Source organism: Pseudomonas sp. NPDC087615 (genome assembly GCF_044743445.1).
Taxonomy (GTDB): Bacteria; Pseudomonadota; Gammaproteobacteria; order Pseudomonadales; family Pseudomonadaceae; genus Aquipseudomonas; species Aquipseudomonas baetica_A.
Map to the genome: position 1 here is coordinate 1 of NZ_JBIUWM010000118.1, position 3729 is coordinate 3729.

A 3729-nucleotide genomic window follows, 5' to 3' on the forward strand; every position below is an offset into this window, starting at 1 on the left:
CGGAAGCCAAACGCCTTGGCGTCAAGATGTATGGCGGCCAGAAAATCATTCCGGGCAACATCATCGTGCGTCAGCGCGGCACCCAATTCCACGCCGGTTACGGTGTTGGCATGGGTAAGGATCACACCCTCTTCGCTAAAATCGAAGGCGTGATCAAGTTTGAAGTAAAAGGCGCGTTCAACCGCCGTTACGTGAGCGTTGTCGCAGCTTAATTGCGCAATCGCTGGAAGAGCCCTGTCTTGCGACGGGGCTTTTTCGTTTGTGGGGTGAGTCTCTTGCAAAGCTGTTTGTATGGGCTGTCGGCGTGCGAAGCAGGTCGTGTTTTGGGGTCGCTGCGCTCATTTTTGCAAGAGTCTTATGTCTTGATTGTTTTTCGGCTCGTCCGTATGGCGAGAGGCGTTGGTTATGAAGTTTGTTGATGAAGTATCGATTCGCGTAAAGGCTGGTGATGGCGGTAATGGCGCCATGAGTTTCCGTCGGGAAAAATTCATCGAAAACGGTGGCCCGAACGGTGGTGATGGTGGTGATGGCGGTTCCATCTACATGATGGCCGACGAAAACCTCAACACCCTGGTGGACTACCGTTACACCCGGCACTTCGATGCCGAGCGTGGCTCCAACGGTGGCAGTACAGACTGTACCGGCAAGAAGGGTGAAGACCTGATCCTGCGTGTTCCGGTCGGTACGACCGTTATTGACTCCGGGACTCAGGAGGTCATTGGTGACTTGACCAAGGCTGGCCAGAAGTTGATGGTCGTGCAGGGCGGTTGGCACGGTCTGGGCAATACTCGTTTCAAATCCAGTACCAACCGTGCGCCGCGCCAGACCACTCCGGGCAAGCCGGGCGAGCAGCGCGACCTGAAGTTGGAAATGAAAGTGCTGGCTGATGTGGGCCTTCTGGGTTTGCCGAACGCCGGCAAAAGTACCTTTATCCGTTCGGTTTCGGCCGCCAAGCCGAAGGTCGCCGATTATCCGTTCACCACGTTGGTCCCGAACCTGGGTGTGGTCAGCGTTGATCGCTGGAAGAGCTTCGTCGTTGCCGACATTCCGGGCTTGATCGAAGGTGCTTCCGACGGTGCTGGTCTGGGGATTCGCTTCCTCAAGCACTTGGCGCGCACGCGTCTGCTGCTGCACCTCGTGGACATGGCGCCGCTGGATGACACCAGTGCGCCGGATGCGGCTGAGGTCATCGTCAATGAGCTGATCAAGTTCAGTCCGTCCCTGGCTGAGCGTGATCGCTGGTTGGTGCTGAACAAGTGCGACCAGATCCTTGAGGAGGAGCATGATGCTCGCGTCAAGGAGATCGTCGATCGTCTGGAGTGGACGGGTCCGGTTTACGTGATCTCGGCAATTGCCAAGATCGGTACCGAGCGTCTGTGCCACGACATCATGCGTTACATGGAAGATCGTGCCGATCGCCTTGCTGCCGACCCGGCTTACAAGGAAGAGCTGGCCGATCTCGATCAGCGCATCGAAGACGAAGCCCGTGCGCAGTTGCAGGCGCTGGATGACAAGCGTGCCCTGCGTCGCAGTGGCGTGAAGTCGGTCCACGACATCGGCGACGATGATTGGGATGAAGAAGACGTGGATGACGAAGACGGTCCGGAAATCATTTACGTGCGTGATTGATTCGTTGCAGTAAACTTAAGCGCCGCTCAATCGAGCGGCGTTTTAGTATCTGGAAATCGATCGTTGGTCACCAATAGCCACGATTAACGTCACGGGCAGTGCCAGGTCGCGCTGTCCTCAAGCTAAGGTTGAAGATGATGCGGAGCAAGGTGACAGGTGCGCAGCGTTGGGTCGTGAAGATCGGCAGCGCTTTGCTGACAGCTGATGGCAAAGGGCTGGATCGCGCGGCAATGAGTGTCTGGGTCGAGCAGATGGTGGCTCTGCATGAGGCGGGTGTCGAGTTGGTGCTGGTGTCTTCCGGGGCGGTGGCGGCCGGCATGAGCCGTCTGGGCTGGACCGCGCGACCCAGTGCGATGCACGAGCTTCAGGCTGCGGCGGCAATCGGTCAGATGGGCTTGGTGCAGGCTTGGGAATCAAGCTTTGCCGAGCATGGTCGGCACACCGCGCAGATTCTCCTGACTCATGACGACCTCTCTGATCGCAAGCGCTATCTGAATGCCCGCAGCACCTTGCGCGCGCTGGTCGAGCTGAAAGTCATTCCGGTGATCAACGAGAACGACACCGTGGTCACTGATGAAATCCGTTTTGGCGACAACGACACCCTGGCGGCGTTGGTGGCCAACCTGGTCGAGGCTGATCTGCTGGTGATCCTTACGGATCGCGATGGCATGTTCGATGCTGATCCGCGCAACAATCCCGATGCTCAGTTGATTTATGAGGCGCGTGCCGATGATCCAAGTCTGGATGCGGTGGCGGGTGGTACAGGTGGCGCGCTGGGGCGTGGTGGTATGCAAACCAAGCTGCGTGCGGCGCGTCTGGCGGCTCGTTCCGGCGCACACACCATCATCGTGGGTGGGCGTCTTGAGCGTGTGCTCGATCGCTTGAAGGCGGGTGAGCGTATCGGCACGTTGCTGTCACCTGAGCGCGGCATGCTGGCGGCGCGTAAGCAGTGGCTGGCAGGGCACCTGCAAACCCGTGGCACGTTGGTGTTGGATGAGGGTGCGGTGTCGGCGCTCTCTCGAGGTAACAAGAGTCTGTTGCCGGTGGGTGTGAAGCTGGTGCAGGGGAGTTTCCGGCGCGGTGAAATGGTGGTTTGCGTGGCGCCGGATGGTCGTGAAATCGCCCGTGGCCTGGCCAACTACAGTGCGCTGGAGGCACAAAAAATCATCGGTCAATCGTCGGATGCGATTGTCGGTTTGCTCGGTTACATGGCTGAACCTGAACTGGTTCACCGTGACAATCTGATTTTGGTGTAAGGAAAAACTCATGCGCGTAGCAAAAGGATTGTTGGGTCTGTTGATGGTGCTGCCATTGCTCGCTTCGGCCGAAGAAATTGGTCAGGTGTCGACAGTGTTCAAGTTTGTCGGTCCGAACGACCGAATCGTGGTCGAGGCTTTCGATGATCCGAAAGTCGAGGGTGTGACCTGCTACCTCTCGCGCGCCAAGACGGGTGGTGTGAAGGGTGGTTTGGGGTTGGCTGAAGATCGCGCCGAGGCATCGATTGCTTGTCGTCAGGTCGGTTCGATCAAGTTCAAGGGCGAGCTTAAGGATGGCGAAGAGGTGTTCAAGGAGCGCACATCGCTGGTATTCAAAACCATGCAAGTGGTGCGCTTCCTCGATAAGAAGCGCAATACGCTGGTGTATCTGGTCTATAGCGATCGCTTGATCGAGGGTAGTCCGCAGAATGCGGTGACGGCGATCCCGATTTTGCCGTGGATGCCGGCCGGGCAGTAAAAGCGTAAATCTAAATGTGGGAGCGGGCTTGCTCGCGAAGATGTCGTGTCAGTCGCTAGAGATATCGGCTGACAGATTACATTCGCGAACAGGGCCGCTCCCGCATTTTTTCTGCCTTTATCAAATCACAGGCAATAAAAAACCGACCCTAAGGTCGGTTTTTTAATGACTACGTCGATTAAGCAGCAATTTTCAGTGCTTTGACGTGGCCATTCAGACGGCTCTTATGACGAGCAGCCTTGTTCTTGTGGATGATGCCTTTATCGGCCATGCGGTCGATAACTGGCACAGCCAGAACGTATGCAGCTTGAGCTTTTTCAGCGTCTTTTGCGTCGATGGCTTTAACTACATTCTTGATGTAGGTAC

At 56.8% G+C, this 3729-nt stretch carries 5 protein-coding genes; 4 read left to right on the forward strand and 1 reads right to left on the reverse strand.

Features of this window, described 5'->3' with window-relative positions; translation table 11 throughout:
* The 4 genes from rpmA to ACIOU6_RS27670 all read left to right on the forward strand — a co-directional run.
* Positions 1 to 212: 50S ribosomal protein L27 (rpmA, locus tag ACIOU6_RS27655; RefSeq protein ID WP_401139901.1), on the forward strand; the 212-nt coding region annotated here is incomplete at its 5' end.
* Positions 213 to 405: 193 nt separating this feature from the next.
* Entirely contained in the window at positions 406 to 1629 is a 1224-nt protein-coding gene (gene cgtA, locus ACIOU6_RS27660; RefSeq protein WP_221730103.1) for an Obg family GTPase CgtA, read from the forward strand.
* A gap of 137 nt (positions 1630 to 1766) precedes the next feature.
* Positions 1767 to 2885 carry a glutamate 5-kinase gene (proB, locus tag ACIOU6_RS27665; RefSeq protein WP_095114071.1) on the forward strand — a complete coding sequence of 373 codons (1119 nt, stop codon included), beginning with the start codon at positions 1767 to 1769 and terminating at the stop codon, positions 2883 to 2885.
* A gap of 10 nt (positions 2886 to 2895) precedes the next feature.
* Positions 2896 to 3363 (forward strand): CreA family protein, encoded by a 468-nt coding sequence (locus ACIOU6_RS27670; RefSeq protein WP_221730102.1) that lies wholly within the window; start codon positions 2896 to 2898, stop codon positions 3361 to 3363.
* Between the two features lie 178 nt (positions 3364 to 3541).
* Here the strand turns inward: ACIOU6_RS27670 and rpsT are convergent.
* On the reverse strand, positions 3542 to 3729 hold a 188-nt coding region (gene rpsT, locus ACIOU6_RS27675; RefSeq protein ID WP_401139904.1), incomplete at its 5' end, for a 30S ribosomal protein S20.

Excerpts from the sequence above, each read along its gene's own strand:
- cgtA (WP_221730103.1), top strand. The coding sequence starts at position 406 with ATGAAGTTTGTTGATGAAGTATCGATTCGCGTAAAGGCTGGTGATGGC.
- ACIOU6_RS27670 (WP_221730102.1), top strand. The coding sequence starts at position 2,896 with ATGCGCGTAGCAAAAGGATTGTTGGGTCTGTTGATGGTGCTGCCATTG.
- proB (WP_095114071.1), top strand. The coding sequence starts at position 1,767 with ATGCGGAGCAAGGTGACAGGTGCGCAGCGTTGGGTCGTGAAGATCGGC.